Genomic DNA, 17,098 nt, shown 5'->3' with positions numbered 1-17,098 from the left:
TATTTACATTGTTGGTTGGTGTTCGATATTGTTGGTTAACCCACCCCTACGATATTTGGGAAAATCAGGAAAATTGCTAAGATAATGCAGGTTGATATTTTCTGTGGGGTGGGGGCGGGTTTATGTAAATTGTTGGTTGGCGTTAGATATTGTTGGTGAAAGGGCCCCTACCACAATTAACGATCGCACAAATCGACTTCTTCACAAACCAATTCAGCGATTTTCCGCGCCGCCCCAGACTCGCCGCGCACGCTGCGGAGTCGATCGCCAATCCGTGCTAATTTATCAGGATGGCTCAAATAGTCGATCGCCAGATCCGCCACAACATCCGCCTCCAGCCGCCCGATCAACTCCGGCACAATCTCCTCGCCCGCCCAGATATTCGGCCAAGCATAAAGCTTTCCCCTCCCCAATTGCAGAATCAGCCAATTAATCCCCGTCGCAAAAACAGAACCGACTAACGGCAAATTTGCCAACAATCCCGGCAAACCATCCCAAGCCTTCATCGCATCCAACTGCTGCGTCGGAATCAACACAATCATCGGTACAGCTAACGAACCCAATTCCGCAGTATTCGCCCCCACAGTAGTCAAACACAGGCTGCATTGTGATAGCAAATCGTAGGCAGGAGTTTGCGTCCAAAGTTCTATTTTCAAGCCAGTTGCTGTCTGCAAAAACGGCGATTCTGTTAAATGAAGTTCCGCGCTAGCGTTGGCAAATAAATGCAAGCAGGGATTGTGTTCGGCGTCGGCAAAACGTGCTAGAGTTTGCACATCTAAGCTCGGAGCAACCGGAATTACAAAGCGCGTTTCAGGGCGGACTCGATGGATCGATTGCGCGATCGCCAAACACAACGGTACACCTAAAGCTAATTTTGCCGCCTTAGAACCCGGTAACAATCCAATTAACTCTATTTCCCGTCGGGGTTGTACGCCGTCTTTTGTCTCCGATTTGCGATCGCCTACTTCCGCAATCAAATCTCCCACAACTGTAAATTTATCAGCATATTTTTGCGGAACTTTAGCCAAAACTTCCGGTTTCATCGCCGCAAACCTATCAATCCAGCGATACCACCGCGCGTCCCATTCCGCATAGGTAACAGTGCGATATTTTAGCCTTTTGCCAATAACAACCGTAAAAAATTGGTCGCCGCCTAAAAACAAAACAACTCCCGTTTCATACCAATCCCAATTTTGGGCAGTTTTGCCCGATAATAAAAATCGAAAAAAATGCTCCGGTGCTTGCACTCTATCCACTTCTGGGTAGTTCGCGGCGATTTCTGCTTCTTTTCCCGTGGCGTGCGGACAGGGGGACAGCACCACCGAGATTCGCGCTTCTGTGCCCTTGTTTGCCAATTGCTGGCGCAATGCTTGCACGGTGGGACGCACCCAAGTTGCTAATTCTCCGGGCCCGTTGGAAAGGATTAAAATATCGACTGTCATAGCATTTAAGATTTAAAAGGATACAAGGGAGAATTCTATGACAGATTTAATGGATGCCGTCAAGATGGGTGATGTGGCGGCTGTGGAATGTGCGATCGAACAACGTGCAGATATCAACGCCAAAGACGAGGAAGGCGCGACGGCTTTGACGGCTGCGGCTGAGGTTGGCAATGCTGATATTGTCAAAAAATTGCTCGCAGCAGGTGCGGATGCTAACAGTCAGGATAATGACGGTTGGACGCCGTTAATGAGCGCCGCTGCTGCCGGACATACCGAGATTGTACAGCTTTTGCTGGATGCGGGGGCGGATGTGAATGCTAAAACTGCTTTTGGTTTGACGGCTTTGATGAGTGCGGCGGGTAGCGGGCGCGCTGATGTTGTGCAGGTTTTGATCGATCGAGGTTCCGATCTCAAAGCCAAGGATAATAATACTTGGACTGCGTTAATCTGGGCATCTTCGGAAAAGCACCAAGATGTGGTTGAGGTTTTGAAGCTGGCGCGCGATCGCCATTAACAACTTAGCAACCGGGTTTATCAAATAAACCCGGTTTCTGGATGATATAATTAATTAATAAATTTGCCATTTTTATATCATGGTACTATTCGATCGAGAAATGCGTTTGCCAACCAGCGCCGAACTCCCTTCTTCGGATGATACTCCCGTGGATAACGAAAATCAAAACTTTCTTCCCAACTTACTGTTATTCTTGCTCAAATTTCACTGGCGCGAGCGGAATGACTGGTTTTTTGCGGTGGATATGGGAGTTTATCACACGACGGGAGTAAGTCATCTAGTTCCAATCGTTCCTGACGGCTTTCTAAGTCTGGGTGTCGAAAGATTCAAAGGCGATACTTTGCGCCTCAGTTACGTCCTGTGGGAAGAAAATAATATTCCCCCGATATTTGCCTTAGAGATTGTTTCTCAAACTTACGGCGGTGAATACGATAAAAAGATTGATATTTACGCGAAGTTGGGCGTGCTTTACTACGTAATTTACAATCCCTATTACTGGCGGCGAGACCAACATCAACCCTTTGAAATTTACCATTTGATAAATGGCGAGTACGAACAGCAAATTGGTGAACCTTTTTGGATGCCGGAAGTAGGCTTAGGCATTGGTCGAGGTCGTTACAATGATGGAGAGCGACAGTTAGAGGTTTTGTACTGGTTTGATGAACGAGGCAATAGGTATTTGACGGCTGAAGACACTGCGGATCGAGCACAGCAAAGAGCCGAGGAATCAGAACAAAGAGCGGAGGAAATACAGCAGCAGCTTGCGAGATACCGCGATCGCTTTGGCGAGTTACCGGAATAGCAAAGTGCGATCGCCCATTTTGCGAATGTGCGATCGCAGTCCCAGGAGCGATCGGGCAAATCCTGAATATCTTCGAGATTTCTACCCAATTAAAAATGTCAGATTGTTAGATGATGGTGGTATAAGAGTGTTAGATGATGGTAATTGATTCAAAGTCAGGTTTCCGCCGCCTTCAATAACAGCGATCGTGTCAAAGTTACTGATTGATGGCACTCCATCATTTACAGGGTTGCTAAAGACCTTCCGCTGGATAGCTAAATCTCGATTATTGTTTATGGGAGACACCGAGAAATTATTTAAGTAAGAGTCTGTTGAGGAATTAACTGTCGCTCCTAGCTGAATGCTATCCTGACCTTTGGTAAAGTTCCGAATTATAGCAAAGCCCGGCCCTCGGTAGAACTCTTGCGTGACTGGAGAGAACCGCGGAGTGTCCAAGTAAGCATTACTTAGCATAAATGTATCGCTGCCGCTACCGCCAATGAGAGTATCGAATTCATCGCTGCCCCTACTTTCAGCTATTACGTTGTTGACTCGGAAGTTGCCGGGATACAAGCCTACTTCAACTCCAATTAATTCAACTTTCCCCACCCCAAAACTGGTGAGGATGTCATTCCCAGAAGTTCCGACAAAAGTTGCAGATCGACTGGGTTCATCTTTTCCGAAATTGAAGTAATGTTCCCTACCAGTTTTCAAAGCTCCCGATTGGACGACCGGTAGAACGTCGAGGTTGTTTTGTAAGTATCCTACTTCTAAAAATGAAGTGGCGATCGATTGACCGTATTTGACCTGGGGAAACGGTTGTTGAATGCTGGGTTGAGTTTGGAAGTATCCTGTTTCTAAAAATGAAATTCCAGATTCACGATCTTTGATGCCGAATTGAATGAAATTCTGGTAGCCACTTTTAAAAGTTCCATTCTGAATCAACGGCTCCAAATTTCGATTATTTGCCAGATAAAATGCTTCGTCGTAGTCTGGCGATACGCGCGATCGACCTTCTTCGTAACCAAACTGGATAAAGTGGTCTAATCCCGTTGCAAAAGGTTTGTTTGGATTGCTAGGAGTGCGGACTAAGGCAGCGATGTCAGGATTTCCAGCAAGATAGGTAGCTTCGTCAAAATAACGCGATACTTTTGTTAGGCCACCAGCTTGACCAAATTTTTCAAAGTGTTCTTTTCCAGATTTGATAACTCCTGCATCAATGGCAGGTTTGACCCAAGGATATTGCGACAGGTAATACTTTTCGTCAAAGATGTCATAGCTTGCCATATTTTCTTATCTGGTTTTGATAATTTCATCCAACTTATCAATCATCGGAAACTTACACAATCACCTGATCGGGTGATTGTTCCCAATAAATATAACTTAATATCTATACTTTCTAACCGATGAATGTGCGATCGACTGGAGGCTTAAACGGATTTGCGATCGAAATCTGTTGCAGATTTAGATTTGCTCCGCCCTGAATTCTGGCAATTGTATCTCCCGATGTTTGGATTAAACTGATGACTAACCAATCAAGAAAGTACCATTACCATTAGATTGTTGGAATACCAAATTCAAATTTGCTCCTCCTTCAATCACGCCCATCAAATCTGCATAACGAGTGATTAACAAATTGTTGCCACTGATGATTAGTGTGTAGCCCTCGCTTAAAGAATTTCCTGCCAGTTGGATCAAATCATCTTCTGCATTGAACTTCTGAATGGTAGCAAAACCCGGCCCTGTTGTGTTTAAGTTCAAAGCCGGTGTCCCGGCTGGGAGACCTGTATACAAGGTAATCGAGGCTGCATTCCCGGTTGTAGCAGGAATGCCGAGTACAAATGTATCAACTCCCGGACTACCAATCAGGACATCGAACTCGTTGATTCCAAAGCTTTCATATTGTCGATTACCTTGGGAATCTATACCCACTTCTACTCCAATCAGTTCGGTATTTCCCACACCAATGCCTGTCAGAATATCGCTGCTGGAAGTTCCGACAAAAGTAGCAGACCGGCTTGGTTCGTTTTTTCCGAAATTGAAGTAGTGTTCCCGACCAGTTTTCAAATTCCCAGAGTTGACAAACGGTACAATATCTGGATTTTTCTTTAAGTATTCGGGTTCAAAGAAAGAAGTCCCAAACCGACCTTCTTTGACGCCGAATTGAATGAAATGCTGGTACCCCGATTTGAAAGGTGCATTGGGGCCTACGAACGATCGCAATTCTGAGTTATTTGCTAAATAAAAATCTTCGCTGTACTCAGGCGATACTTGATTGCGACCCTGTTCATAACCGTATTGAATAAAGTGGTCTAAACTTGACGCAAAAGGTGCACTTGGGTTGTTACGAGTGTAGATAAAGGGTTTGAGGTCTGGATTTTTTTCAAGATAAGTATCTTTGTCAAAATACCGCGAAACTCTGGTTAAAGCACCGTCTTGACCGAATTTTTCAAAGTGTTCTTTCCCAGATTTGATGACTCCTGCATCAATGGCTGGTTTCAGCCACGGATATTGTGAGAGGTAATATTTTTCGTCGAAAATTGCGTAGTTAGCCATGTTTTACTCCTGATTTTTGGGAGCATCTCAATTTTGCATTTATTATAGTGCGAGCACGCAAGATCTCGCGTATTGTACAATACGCGAGCGGGGACAGCACTCAAAGAAAAAATGCTTTTTACAAAAATGAGATGCTCCCTGATTTTTGGATGATTTTCAGTGTGAATACTCATTAGCTTTCCAGATGAAAAAAGTCATCAATCATCAGTATCAACTAATGACCAATGACTAATGACTAATGACTAATGACTAATGATTAATGACCAATGACTAACCGATCGCGAAAGTACCGTTACCATTAGATTGGATGAAACTCAAATTCAAGTTTGCACCTCCTTCAATCACGCCGAGTACATCTCCAAAACGCTGGATTGACAAATTGCCACCAACAGGAGTCAGGCTGTAACCGCTTAAAGAATTTCCTTGCAGTTGGATCAAATCATTTTCTATGTCGAAGTTGCGAATCGTAGCTTGACCGTTACCTGTATACAGCGCTGCGGCGGAGGGATTCCCGGCTGATGCAGGAACTCCGAGGACGAATGTATCAACTCCCGGGCTGCCAATTAGGACATCGAATTCATTAGTTCCAAAGCTTTCATACTGCCGGTTTCCGTTGCGATCGATACCTACTTCTACTCCCACAAGTTCGGTATTCCCCACGCCAACGCCTGTGATAATGTCGTTGCTACGGCTGCCAACAAAAGTTGCGTCGCGGCTTGGCTCGTTTTTCCCGAAATTGAAGTAGTGTTCCCGACCAGTTTTCAAATTTCCAGAGTTGACAAATGGCACAATATCAGGATTTTTCTTTAAGTATTCCGGTTCAAAAAATGAAGTTCCAAAACGGCCTTCTTTGGCCCCGAATTGAATGAAATGCTGGTATCCTGATTTGAAAGGTGCATTAGCCCCGATAAACGATCGCAATTCTGAGTTATTTGCCAAATAAAAATCTTCGTTGTACTCAGGCGATACTTTAGTGCGGCGCTGTCCTTCATCGTAACCGAACTGAATAAAGTGATCGAGGCCGGTGGCAAAAGGCGCGTTTGGGTTGACAGTTTTGACAAAGGGTGCGAGATCTGGGTTGCCTGCAAGGTAAGTAGCTTCGTCAAAATAACGCGATACTTTAGTTAAGCCACCTGCTCTACCAAATTTTTCAAAGTGTTCTTTGCCAGATGCGATTACTCCGGCATCAATGGCCGGTTTGACCCAAGGATATTGGGCGAGGTAGTATTTTTCGTCGAAAATTGCGTAGTTAGCCATGTTTTATACCTATGGTTTTGATGAGCTTGATTGTGAATACCAATTAGCTTTTCATTGACTCGATCGCGGATCGGGAACTTACAGCAGATTCCAGGTTTATGAAGTACGCCTCGGATCGAGAAATTCCGGTAGGGACACGGCATTGCCTTGTCCCTACTGCACTTCATAAACCTGGCATATACTGTATAGAATTCAGAAGTTATAAAATGGTTTTAAGTTCCTAGGCAAATATTGAGTTTTGTGACATACAAATTACTAGAATTTTTTATTCTATCTTCATAGATTATGCCTTTTCCCCCTCAATTAACTGCTCTATCGCAAGTATGATCTGTTATACAAAAGTTCGAGCTTGTTTCGGGATTTTTTTTCTCAAAGGTTTGTTGATTTTTGGGGATTTTTTTATGATAGCTTGCTTTAAACATATTTTATAAGATATGTCAAGTAAATTTTTGTAAAGATAATTTGGAGCATTTGCTCAAGGAATTTGTAAAATAATGTAACTAAAAATTGCAATAAATTTGTCGAATTGTGTAATTAGCAGGATCGAATCGCCTAATGGCAAGCGTTTTCTGGTAAAAATGCTTAGGGGACAAAAAAATTCCCGATTGCCGAAAACAGCATCTTAAAGGAGCCTAACCGGATGTTCACTCACGTCAAGCCCACCATTCGCCACGTCGTGCCGGAAAACTTGCAGGGGCGATCGCTCATGAAGGTGGTCTATGTCGTACTAGAACCGCAGTATCAAAGCGCCCTCTCCGCAGCGGTTCGAGCGATAAATAACAAAAATCCGAATCTGGCAATAGAAATCAGCGGCTATCTGATCGAAGAACTCCGCAGCCCGGAAAATTACGAGGCCTTCAAGCGGGATGTGGCTGATGCCAATGTATTTATTGCTTCTCTAATTTTTATCGAAGATTTGGCCGAAAAAGTGGTAGCGGCTGTGGAACCGCTGCGCGACAGCTTGGATGTCGCCGTCGTCTTCCCGTCGATGCCTGGGGTGATGCGGCTCAATAAAATGGGCAGTTTCTCGATGGCGCAGTTGGGACAAAGCAAAAGCGCGATCGGCGAATTCATGAAAAAACGGAAGGAAAAGTCCGGTAGTTCCTTCCAAGACGGAATGCTGAAACTGCTGCAAACTTTGCCGAAAGTGCTGAAATATTTGCCGATCGACAAAGCCCAAGATGCCCGCAACTTCATGCTGAGTTTCCAGTATTGGCTGGGCGGTTCCCAAGAAAACTTGGAAAACTTCTTGCTGATGCTGTCACATAAATATGTATTCAAAGGCCAGGAACAGTTAACTTTTCAAGAACCTGTTGTCTACCCCGACATGGGGATTTGGCATCCTTTAGCACCGTCCATGTTTGATGATGTCAAAGGATATCTGAACTGGTATAATGCCCGCAAAGATATTTCCGCAGACCTCAAAGATCCCCTCGCACTTTGCATTGGTTTAGTGTTGCAGCGCACTCACTTAGTTACTGGAGATGACGCACACTACGTAGCAATTGTGCAGGAATTCGAGGCAATGGGCGCGCGGGTTTTACCGATTTTTGCGGGCGGTTTGGACTTCTCGAAACCGGTTGAAACCTTTTTCTTGGAAGTTGGGCCCAAAGGTGTGGCACCGCTGCCGATCGTAGATGCGGTAGTTTCTCTGACTGGTTTTGCGTTGGTTGGCGGCCCGGCGAAACAAGATCACCCAAAGGCGATCGAGACTTTGAAAAAGCTCAACTGCCCTTATATGGTGGCTTTGCCGCTGGTTTTCCAAACGACGGAAGAGTGGGAAAATAGCGATTTGGGCTTGCACCCGATTCAAGTTGCTTTGCAAGTGGCGATTCCTGAGTTGGATGGTGCGATCGAACCAATTATTTTGTCGGGTAGAGATGGCGCAACTGGAAAGGCGATCGCCCTGCAAGATAGAATCGAGGCGATTTCCCAGCGCGCCATGAAATGGGCAATGCTGCGGCGCAAACCAAAATTAGACAAGAAAGTTGCGATCACAGTCTTCAGCTTTCCGCCCGACAAAGGCAACGTCGGCACAGCCGCTTACTTGGACGTTTTCGGCTCAATTTACGAAGTATTGAAAGCCCTAAAAGGTAACGGTTACGACTTGCCAGAACTGCCGGATTCCGCCGAAAAACTGATGCAAGAAGTCATCCACGATGCAACAGCCCAATACCAAAGCCCGGAATTGAATATTGCTTACCGGATGTCGGTAGCTGAATACGAAGAATTCACTCCTTACTCGGAACGTTTGCAAGAAAATTGGGGCCCGCCTCCTGGGCATTTGAACAGCGACGGACAAAATTTGCTGATTTTCGGCAAACATTTCGGCAACGTATTTATCGGAGTGCAACCTACCTTTGGATATGAAGGCGATCCGATGCGGTTGTTATTCTCTCGTTCTGCTAGTCCGCACCACGGTTTTGCTGCTTACTACACTTATTTAGAGCGCATTTGGGGTGCGGATGCGGTGCTGCACTTCGGCACTCACGGTTCCCTAGAATTCATGCCTGGTAAGCAGATGGGAATGTCTATCGATTGTTATCCCGACAGTTTGATCGGCAAAATTCCTAACCTTTATTATTACGCCGCGAACAATCCCAGCGAGGCAACAATTGCTAAGCGCCGCAGTTATGCTGAAACGATCAGCTATCTGACTCCTCCGGCTGAAAATGCTGGTTTGTATAAAGGTTTGCAGGAACTCAGCGAGTTGATTGCTTCCTATCAAACTTTGAAGGATACGGGCCGGGGTGCGCCGATCGTGGATGCGATCGTCGAAAAATGCCGTTTGGTCAATTTGGACAAGGATATCACCTTACCTCCGGAACAGGAAAGAGGCGTTGCTGCGGGCATGACTGCGGAGGATCGGGACAATTTAGTTGGCTTGGTTTACCGCAAGTTGATGGAGATTGAATCGCGGTTGTTACCTTGTGGTTTGCACGTTGTTGGGAAGCCACCGACTGCGGAAGAGGCGATCGCAACACTCGTCAATATCGCTAATTTAGACCGGGAAGAAGACGGATTAGTCAGTTTGTCGCGGATTATTGCTCTAAGTTGCGATCGGAATATTGACGATATCTACACCAACAACGACAAAGGCATTTTAGCAGATGTCGAATTGCTGCAAAATATCACCTTAGCCTGTCGCGATGCTGTTAGCGCTTTAGTGAAAGAACAAACCGATGCTGAGGGTCGAGTTTCCCTAGTTTCCAAGTTGAATTTCTTCAACATGGGCAAGAAAACACCTTGGATTGAATCCTTACACGCAGCCGGTTACAAAAAAGTCGATTCAGACCTGATTAAACCGCTGTTTGAGTATCTGGAATTCTGCTTGCAGCAAGTTTGCGCCGATAACGAATTGGGCGCACTGTTGCGCGCGCTAGAGGGCGAATACATTATCCCCGGCCCAGGCGGCGATCCGATTCGCAACCCGGATGTTTTGCCGACTGGCAAGAATATGCACGCTTTGGACCCGCAGTCAATCCCTACGACTGGGGCGATCAAGTCTGCTAAGGTTGTAGTCGATCGGCTATTAGAAAGACAGCGCACTGATAACGACGGCAACTATCCCGAAACCATCGCCGTTGTGCTCTGGGGAACCGACAACATCAAGACTTACGGCGAATCCCTCGCCCAAGTAATGTGGATGGTGGGAGTGAAGCCAGTACCCGACGCTTTAGGCCGGGTAAACAAACTGGAATTGCTGTCTTTAGAAGAGTTGGGACGGCCTCGAATCGACGTAGTAATTAACTGTTCCGGCGTCTTCCGCGACTTGTTCATCAACCAAATGAACCTGTTAGATAAAGCAGTGAAAATGGCAGCGGAAGCCGACGAACCCTTAGAAATGAACTTCGTCCGCAAACACGCATTGAAGCAAGCCGAAGAAATGGGAATCAACCTGCGCCAAGCAGCCACCCGCGTCTTTTCCAACGCTTCCGGTTCCTATTCATCTAACGTCAACTTAGCGGTAGAAAACAGCACTTGGGAAACCGAAGCCGAGTTGCAGGAAATGTACTTAACCCGCAAATCCTTCGCCTTTTCTTCCGACAATCCCGGAACAATGGAACAAGACAGGCAGATTTTTGAATCATCCTTAAAAACTGCGGAAGTCACCTTCCAAAACTTAGATTCTGCGGAAATTTCGCTAACCGACGTGTCGCACTATTTCGACTCCGATCCGACTAAATTGATCGGCAGTTTGCGCGCCGATGGCAAGAAACCAACATCCTTCGTTGCTGATACAACAACAGCCAACGCGCAGGTACGGACGCTATCAGAAACCGTGCGTTTAGATTCGCGAACTAAGCTGTTGAATCCGAAGTGGTACGAGGGGATGTTATCCCACGGTTATGAAGGCGTGCGGGAGATTTCTAAGCGTCTGGTGAATACGACTGGATGGAGTGCGACTGCGGGCGCGGTGGATAATTGGGTGTATGAGGATGTGAACGGTACGTTTATCCAAGATGAGGAGATGCAGAAGCGTTTGCTGAATCTGAATCCTCACTCATTCCGCAAGATTGTCAGCACTTTGCTTGAGGTGAATGGCCGGGGTTATTGGGAGACTTCGGAGAGTAATTTGGACAGGTTGCGTGAGTTGTATCAGGAGGTGGAAGATCGAATTGAGGGGGTAGAATAGGATAGTTTGGGGCAGGCCCAAAAGCCTGCCCTACATTTTAGTTTTATTTGAGGTATACAAAATGACTGTCATCAGTCATCGAATGACTTGAATATTGTACTTTTTAACCATTTGGGCATAGACCATTCATCTTGCCAAAGTATGTTATGTTTTTTGCTGTAATAGGTCAATCCTAGTTTAGACCAATACTTTCTCATAATGAGTTGGCCTTTAGTTTTAGAGTATTTACCTTCTAAATCATTCATAGGTATAGGATGACAACTTACAACTTCTCCTCTAGCGAATAGTTCTAAGAACAACGCTAATGCTTGAAGAGCATATCCATGTCCTCTAAACTGAGGTTCAATAAAAATATGATCTATATAGAAGAGATATCTGCTACCAGAAATTTTTTGATAATTCGTTTTATTATCTAATAAAAAATTAGCCATATGAAATAAATCCGAATCAAGGTTATCTGCAAAACTCACTAATGTTCTGGGCGAATAAGCTAAATCAAATCTGTGTGCTAGTATATAGCCTAATTCTATATCTTTTTCTTCGTCAGTGTCTTCATCATAAAAATCTGTTTTAATAGGTGTATTGAAAGGTGTTATTAATAAGTCATGCTTATTAACAATATAAGCAGTTGGTTCAAGTTGAAAATACATAACAGTAAATTAAATAGAAGATTAGGTTTTAGGTAAAGAAAGTAAGGATGATTATAGCAGGTCGATCAAGGTTTCGCAAGCTTGTACGATCGCGATCGTCTTTGCCTGCATCGCCCCTCCGCTTTCCCCGATCGGACTTTGGGGAGTATTCTCGAAGAAAGTGGTGTTTGTTCCAGTCTCAAGTAGTCTTGGCGATCGCAAGATTAGCTCACCTTATTGACATTGATATCACATTATGATATCATAAAGTAAATTATAATAATAAATAAATTTTTTATGAAACTAAATAATAAACATCGTAAGATTTTAGAATCAATTTTTACAGATCCTATACCAGCTAATATTAATTGGCAAGATATTGAAAATTTATTTACAGCACTGGGTGCTACTGTTACTCAAGGTTCAGGTTCGCGGGTTCGCATTTTATTAAATGAGGTTAAAGCTGTATTTCATGAACCACATCCTCAAAAAGAAACAGATAAAGGAGCAGTTAAATCTGTCAGGGAATTTTTGATAAAAGCGGGGGTTGAACCATAATGACTTAGCTGTTAACGGGAAAATCCTTGTTGATTACCCAAATCAACAAGGGTATTAGCATAAAATTTATAATCCACAAGTTTCACTTATTGAAAGAGGAAAAATTAACAGCCATGATGACTTACAAAGGTTACAGTGCTAGCATTGAAGTAGATTTAGAAGCCGAAATTCTTTTCGGGCGAGTGCTTGATATTAATGACGTAGTGACTTTCAAAGCACAAACTATTGAAGAAGCTCGCCAAGAATTCCAAAACTCGATCGATGATTATCTAGAGTTTTGCAAAGAATTAGGACAGGAACCGGATAAACCCTTTTCAGGTAAACTTCCCTTCCGCACTACTCCCGAACATCATCGCAAAATCTTTATTGCTGCCAAAAAAGCTGGGAAAAGTATTAACAACTGGATGGATGAGGTTTTGATTAAGGCGGCAGAGCAAGCAATTAACACTTAATTAGCTTATGATAATTAAATTAGCTCCATTAACGAGGTAAACTATGTCACTAACTGCAACCGAATATAAATATGTAGAATTAGATGAGAAGAATACGCCTATCATCACAGGGACTACGATGAAAGTAGTTGAATTAATGACTGCGGTAAAAGCTTACAGCTTGAGTCCTGAAGAATTACTGGAAAGCTATCCTCACCTAACTTTGAGTAAAATTTACTCTGCTTTAGCCTACTACTGGGATCATAAACAAGAGCTTGATGCAGATATGCAGGGCAGATTTGAGTATGCGGAAAAGTTGCGATTAGAAGCTGGTGAATCTCCTTTGGCTAAAAAACTCCGCGCCCAAGGATTAATTAAATGACTATAGCTTTGTACATGGATGAGAATGTGCCTCTACCGATTGCAAAGGGATTGAGACAAAGAGATGTAGATGTTTTGAGAGCTCAAGAAGATAACCATCAAAACACGCCAGACCATATTATACTCGATCGCGCAATGGATCTTCAGCGTGTTGTTTTTACACAAGACGACGATTTTTTAGCCATAGCTAACAGTCGCCAGCAAGCAGCAGTAAATTTTGCTGGCGTTATTTATGCCCATCAACAGAATGTAACTTTTGGTGATTGCATTCGTGACTTGGAAATTATTGCTAAGGTTAGCGAACCTGAAGATTTAGTTAACCGCGTTCAGTACCTACCTTTATAACCAACCCTTATGTATGCTCAACAACTTGAATTATTCGATCTATTCAATCCAAATTATATTAAAAATGCCCGATCGCAATTAACGTTCGTAGACTTATTTGCTGGGATTGGTGGCTTTAGAATTCCTCTCGAAGAATTAGGCTGTAAATGCTTAGGCTATTCAGAAATTGATAAAAAAGCCATTCAAGTTTATAGAGATAATTTTATTAAAGATGCCAACTCAGATGAAGTATATTTAGGAGATATTACCAATCTAAATCAATTGCCTTTTCCGATAGATATATTAGTGGGTGGTGTTCCCTGTCAACCTTGGTCGATTGCAGGTAAAATGCAAGGTTTGGACGACCCAAGAGGCAAGTTATGGACAGATGTATTTAGAGTAGTAAAAGCTAATCGTCCCAAAGCTTTTATATTTGAAAATGTCAAAGGCTTGACCGAACCAAGAAATATAGAAAGCTTGAAATATATAATTAATAATTTAACATCATCTGGTTATATTGTCAAATACGAAGTGCTAAATTCCTATGATTTTGGATTACCGCAAGATAGAGATAGAATGTTTATAGTTGGCATTAGGAATGATCTAGAAAGAGGCTGGGGATTTACATTTCCTAAACCAATCGATCGCGCGATCAAGCTTTATGATGTGATACCGGGGATTCAGCGTAGCAATTTTAGGAAGCAAAAATTTTCACCAACCGTTTTATTTGATGGCAAAATACCGGGTTCCAGAGGCAGATTTCAAAAGCTAGATGAATTAAATGACTTTTTCTTATTTACTGATATTAGAGATGGACATACTACCATCCATTCTTGGGATTTAATCGAAACAACTATCAGGGAAAAATTAATTTGTCAAACGATTATGAAAAATAGGAGAAAAAATATTTATGGAGAAAAGGACGGTAATCCTTTGGGATTCAAAGTGTTAGCAAGACTAATTCCTGAGTTGAAACAAACAGAAATTGACAACTTAGTTGACAAGGAAATTTTGCGGAGTGTAGATGAGAAAGGCTATGATTTTGTGAATTCTAAAATATCTTCAGGGATTAACGGCATTTCTAAAATTTTCTTACCTCATGCAGAGGCGATCGCAACTTTAACCGCAACTGGAACTAGAGACTTTGTGGCAACAATCTCGATTCAATGTCAAGAACCAGTAGCATATAAAGAAACATTTATTAGGGAAATTTATGAAAAGAAAAACTTTCAACCTCTAACTGCACAGGATTACGCAAAATTGCAAGGATTTCCCGAATGGTTCAAAATTTCTGAAAATGAAACTACAGCAAAACATCAATTGGGTAATGCTGTATCAATTCCTGTGGTTTACCATTTAGCCAAAGCTTTACTCGAAATTATTTTGTAATTGTGACTTAAAATATGGCAGCTATTAGTACAAAACAACTAGCAATAATTAAAGGATATCTTGAAGGTTTTATTCAGGGTATTGTAGATGAATATAAAGGTCGGATTATTCACAAGTCAACTACTGGAATAGAGTATCTATCGCGCAGTTCAACTAATGGAGAATTAAAACCTTTTCAAGCCGCGCTAATTCCCATAGAATTAATACGAATCAATCAATTTGAGCGAGGTTTAAGTACCAGATTAGGAAACTCTCTTGAAGAATGCGCTAAGTTAATTGCCCTTGAACATCATCAGGATGCACGTCGAGGATATGATATCAGAGCGGAAGTGAGTATTGCAGCTTTTGAAGAAGCCCAACGTCAGAAAGAATACTATGAATCTATGGATAAAAAAGGACAAACTAAACCATCTTTTGAGCAGATGATAACAGCAGTGCTGAATGCTAGACGATCCGATGATTTGGCAACAAAAACTGTACGCGCTGACCTTTATATTTTTGCTAAGGACGGAACAGAATACTTATTTGAAATTAAAGCTCCTAAGCCCAATAAAGGTCAATGTTTAGAAGTTATCCAGCGTCTGTTGAGGTTTCATTTACTGCGGGGTGCAAAGCGTCCGCAGTTGCAAGCTTACTACGCAATGCCTTATAATCCCTATGGTGTAACAAAAGCTGTTTATAAGTGGTCTCAGGCAAGGAATTATCTGCCTTTTGATGAAGCTGTAGTTATTGGAGATGAATTTTGGAATATTGTAGGCGGAGCGACTGCTTATGAGGAATTATTGGAAATATATTTAGAAGTGGGACGTGAGAGAAGTAAATATATGATGGATGCTTTAGCCTTTGGGTTTTAAGGAAAGGGAATAATTTTTGATAAAGGCGGGGGTTGAACCATAATGAAGTACGAAGTCATCATTTACAGGAGTGAGGAAGACCAGGCATTTATTGCCGAAGTACCTGAATTGCCGGGATGTGCTGCGGATGGGGAAAATTATCAAGAAGCATTGCAAAATCTAGAGATTATTATGCAGGAGTGGATAGAAACGGCTAACGCACTGGGTCGCCCTATTCCACAAGTGAAAGGTCGATCGATGTTTGCGTACTTGAAATAGCATCACAGGCGATCGCCCTTTATGCTATCCTATGAGTAGATACGTTTTGTATATACAGTATGCTGACATTTGAATATGACTATCTCGCCCAAACGACTTGAAGAATTAGAAAATATTCCAGAATCTGCGATCGATACCTCTGATATTTCTGAGTTAGATGCGAGTTTTTGGGAAACAGCTAAACTGGTAAAACCGCTAACAAAACAAGCTATTTCTTTAAGAGTCGATCGCGATGTATTAGATTGGTTTAAAAGTCAAGGGAAAGGTTATCAATCTTTAATGAATGCTGTGCTGCGCTCTTATGTTGAACACCACGTAAAAAGCAGTGAATAAATGTGGATTATCCTCTGGATCATGCTGTATCAATTCCTGTGGTTTACCATTTAGCAAAAGCATTACTTACGAAGCACGATCGCCCTCGCAACTCACTCAATATGCTAGAATCGCTAATATAGGTCGTTTAGTCACGATAAAATACCGCTATGACTACCCTCACCCTCAACCTCAACCCCATTATCAAGCTGACAGACGAGCAGTTTTTTCAACTCTGTCAGGAAAATGAAAATATTAGATTGGAACGCACAGCCAAAGGAGAATTAATTATCATGTCACCAGCAGGAGGAGAAACTGGAAGCAGCAATGCAGGATTAACGGCACAGATTTGGATTTGGAATCAGCAAAAAAAACTGGGTAAAGTGTTTGACTCTTCAACAGGTTTCAAACTTCCTAATAATGCAAATAGAGCGCCTGACGCTTCTTGGGTAAAATTAGAACGCTGGGATGCTTTGACTCCCGAACAAAAAAAAAAATTCCCCCCAATTTGTCCGGATTTCGTCGTCGAGTTAATGTCTCCCAGCGACAGTTTGAAAGAAACTCAGGATAAGATGAAAGAGTACCGAGACAATGGTGCTGTTTTAGGTTGGTTAATCAATCGCAAGTCTCGACAAGTAGAAATTTATCGTCCGAATCAAGAAGTTGAAATATTACAATCTCCAACCACGGTATCAGGTGAAGATGTTCTCCCCGGATTTGTGCTGAATCTTGAGTCGATTTGGTAAAGTGCGATCGCACCTGTCCAATGTTCAATA

Annotated in this window: 18 protein-coding genes; 12 read left to right on the top strand and 6 right to left on the bottom strand. The window is 42.9% G+C overall.

Features of this window, described 5'->3' with window-relative positions; genetic code table 11:
- Positions 1 to 176: 176 nt before the first annotated feature.
- Positions 177 to 1,442, bottom strand: a complete 1,266-nt coding sequence (locus tag JGK11_RS24225) for a lipid-A-disaccharide synthase (protein ID WP_293213169.1) — start codon at positions 1,440 to 1,442, stop codon at positions 177 to 179.
- A 37-nt stretch (positions 1,443 to 1,479) separates the two neighbouring features.
- On the opposite strand from JGK11_RS24225, the gene JGK11_RS24220 reads away from it, so the two are divergent.
- Positions 1,480 to 1,956: an ankyrin repeat domain-containing protein gene (locus JGK11_RS24220; protein WP_293176656.1), complete on the top strand. Its 477-nt coding sequence runs from the start codon at positions 1,480 to 1,482 to the stop codon at positions 1,954 to 1,956.
- A 79-nt stretch (positions 1,957 to 2,035) separates the two neighbouring features.
- The gene (locus tag JGK11_RS24215; RefSeq protein ID WP_293213167.1) at positions 2,036 to 2,758 is read left to right on the top strand and encodes a Uma2 family endonuclease; all 723 of its coding nucleotides are present in this window, start codon (positions 2,036 to 2,038) and stop codon (positions 2,756 to 2,758) included.
- A gap of 81 nt (positions 2,759 to 2,839) precedes the next feature.
- On the opposite strand, the gene JGK11_RS24210 is transcribed toward JGK11_RS24215, so the two are convergent.
- The 3 genes from JGK11_RS24210 to JGK11_RS24200 all read right to left on the bottom strand — a co-directional run bounded on the left by JGK11_RS24210 (position 2,840) and on the right by JGK11_RS24200 (position 6,550).
- Positions 2,840 to 4,024 (bottom strand): calcium-binding protein, encoded by a 1,185-nt coding sequence (locus JGK11_RS24210; protein ID WP_293213165.1) that lies wholly within the window; start codon positions 4,022 to 4,024, stop codon positions 2,840 to 2,842.
- Between the two features lie 240 nt (positions 4,025 to 4,264).
- Positions 4,265 to 5,293: a calcium-binding protein gene (locus JGK11_RS24205; protein WP_293213163.1), complete on the bottom strand. Its 1,029-nt coding sequence runs from the start codon at positions 5,291 to 5,293 to the stop codon at positions 4,265 to 4,267.
- A gap of 270 nt (positions 5,294 to 5,563) precedes the next feature.
- Positions 5,564 to 6,550 carry a calcium-binding protein gene (locus JGK11_RS24200; protein ID WP_293176662.1) on the bottom strand — a complete coding sequence of 329 codons (987 nt, stop codon included), beginning with the start codon at positions 6,548 to 6,550 and terminating at the stop codon, positions 5,564 to 5,566.
- 640 nt (positions 6,551 to 7,190) lie between these two features.
- On the opposite strand from JGK11_RS24200, the gene JGK11_RS24195 reads away from it, so the two are divergent.
- Positions 7,191 to 11,186 (top strand): magnesium chelatase subunit H, encoded by a 3,996-nt coding sequence (locus JGK11_RS24195; protein WP_293213161.1) that lies wholly within the window; start codon positions 7,191 to 7,193, stop codon positions 11,184 to 11,186.
- A gap of 71 nt (positions 11,187 to 11,257) precedes the next feature.
- On the opposite strand, the gene JGK11_RS24190 is transcribed toward JGK11_RS24195, so the two are convergent.
- Together JGK11_RS24190 and JGK11_RS24185 are read right to left on the bottom strand one after the other, a co-directional pair.
- On the bottom strand, positions 11,258 to 11,836 hold the full coding sequence (locus JGK11_RS24190; RefSeq protein WP_293206846.1) for a hypothetical protein: 579 nt from the start codon (positions 11,834 to 11,836) through the stop codon (positions 11,258 to 11,260).
- Positions 11,837 to 11,887: 51 nt separating this feature from the next.
- A complete protein-coding gene (locus JGK11_RS24185) occupies positions 11,888 to 12,037 on the bottom strand; it encodes a hypothetical protein (RefSeq protein ID WP_293206843.1) in 150 nt (49 codons plus the stop codon).
- Positions 12,038 to 12,112: 75 nt separating this feature from the next.
- Here JGK11_RS24185 and JGK11_RS24180 point away from each other — a divergent pair, with 75 nt between their 5' ends.
- The 9 genes from JGK11_RS24180 (at position 12,113) to JGK11_RS24140 (ending at position 17,068) form a co-directional block, all read left to right on the top strand.
- The gene (locus tag JGK11_RS24180) at positions 12,113 to 12,373 is read left to right on the top strand and encodes a type II toxin-antitoxin system HicA family toxin (RefSeq protein WP_293206841.1); all 261 of its coding nucleotides are present in this window, start codon (positions 12,113 to 12,115) and stop codon (positions 12,371 to 12,373) included.
- Between the two features lie 113 nt (positions 12,374 to 12,486).
- A complete protein-coding gene (locus JGK11_RS24175; protein WP_293206837.1) occupies positions 12,487 to 12,825 on the top strand; it encodes a type II toxin-antitoxin system HicB family antitoxin in 339 nt (112 codons plus the stop codon).
- A 43-nt stretch (positions 12,826 to 12,868) separates the two neighbouring features.
- Positions 12,869 to 13,186, top strand: coding sequence for a DUF433 domain-containing protein (locus tag JGK11_RS24170; RefSeq protein WP_293206835.1), 318 nt, complete (start codon positions 12,869 to 12,871; stop codon positions 13,184 to 13,186).
- Positions 13,183 to 13,530, top strand: coding sequence for a DUF5615 family PIN-like protein (locus tag JGK11_RS24165; protein WP_293206833.1), 348 nt, complete (start codon positions 13,183 to 13,185; stop codon positions 13,528 to 13,530). The genes JGK11_RS24170 and JGK11_RS24165 overlap by 4 nt, the downstream gene beginning before the upstream one ends.
- A gap of 9 nt (positions 13,531 to 13,539) precedes the next feature.
- Positions 13,540 to 14,898, top strand: a complete 1,359-nt coding sequence (locus tag JGK11_RS24160; RefSeq protein WP_293213159.1) for a DNA cytosine methyltransferase — start codon at positions 13,540 to 13,542, stop codon at positions 14,896 to 14,898.
- A gap of 14 nt (positions 14,899 to 14,912) precedes the next feature.
- Positions 14,913 to 15,752 (top strand): TdeIII family type II restriction endonuclease, encoded by an 840-nt coding sequence (locus JGK11_RS24155; protein ID WP_293213157.1) that lies wholly within the window; start codon positions 14,913 to 14,915, stop codon positions 15,750 to 15,752.
- 42 nt (positions 15,753 to 15,794) lie between these two features.
- Positions 15,795 to 16,010: a type II toxin-antitoxin system HicB family antitoxin gene (locus tag JGK11_RS24150; RefSeq protein ID WP_293213155.1), complete on the top strand. Its 216-nt coding sequence runs from the start codon at positions 15,795 to 15,797 to the stop codon at positions 16,008 to 16,010.
- 75 nt (positions 16,011 to 16,085) lie between these two features.
- Complete coding sequence (locus JGK11_RS24145; RefSeq protein ID WP_293196779.1) at positions 16,086 to 16,343, top strand: BrnA antitoxin family protein; 258 nt, start codon at positions 16,086 to 16,088, stop codon at positions 16,341 to 16,343.
- Positions 16,344 to 16,492: 149 nt separating this feature from the next.
- Positions 16,493 to 17,068, top strand: a complete 576-nt coding sequence (locus JGK11_RS24140; RefSeq protein WP_293213153.1) for a Uma2 family endonuclease — start codon at positions 16,493 to 16,495, stop codon at positions 17,066 to 17,068.
- The last annotated feature ends 30 nt before the right edge of the window (positions 17,069 to 17,098 follow it).

Origin of the sequence: Microcoleus sp. PH2017_34_RAT_O_A (assembly GCF_020737885.1) — a bacterium.
Classification (GTDB): domain Bacteria; phylum Cyanobacteriota; class Cyanobacteriia; order Cyanobacteriales; family Microcoleaceae; genus Microcoleus.
The sequence above is the reverse complement of the archived record's forward strand: the minus strand, read 5'-3'. Positions and strand labels throughout refer to the sequence as shown.